This is a genomic window from Gilliamella sp. B14448G11, from assembly GCF_016101765.1.
Taxonomy (GTDB): Bacteria; Pseudomonadota; Gammaproteobacteria; order Enterobacterales; family Orbaceae; genus Gilliamella; species Gilliamella apicola_N.
Window position 1 is genome coordinate 1 of the sequence record NZ_JACFPX010000062.1, and the last position, 319, is coordinate 319.

1 protein-coding gene is annotated in these 319 nt (G+C 31.3%); it reads right to left on the bottom strand.

The features are described from left to right. On the bottom strand, nucleotides 1–220 hold a 220-nt coding region (locus H3S88_RS13185), incomplete at its 3' end, for a LysR family transcriptional regulator (RefSeq protein WP_198229257.1). Between the last annotated feature and the right edge of the window lie 99 nt (nucleotides 221–319).

A 319-nucleotide genomic window follows, 5' to 3' on the forward strand; every position in this document is an offset into this window, starting at 1 on the left:
TCAAGGCTATTCGTCGATGATAGCGCTGAAATAATTTAAATGAAAGTTCATCTTCCAGTTTATTAATTTGATGACTTACTGCACTCGGACTAATGCAAAGTTCTTCAGCTGCTAATGCAAATGATAAATGACGAGCAACTGACTCAAACGTGTGCAGCTTAGAGAGTTGATAACGATTAATAACATGATTTTTCTTTAAAAATCTATTTTCATCATACATAATAATTCTCCTTTTATTTCTTGATTTAAAATATTTAGAGACTTTTTGACTACTTTAAATAAGTTCATACCTTCATGAGTCAAGGCTATTCGTCGATGA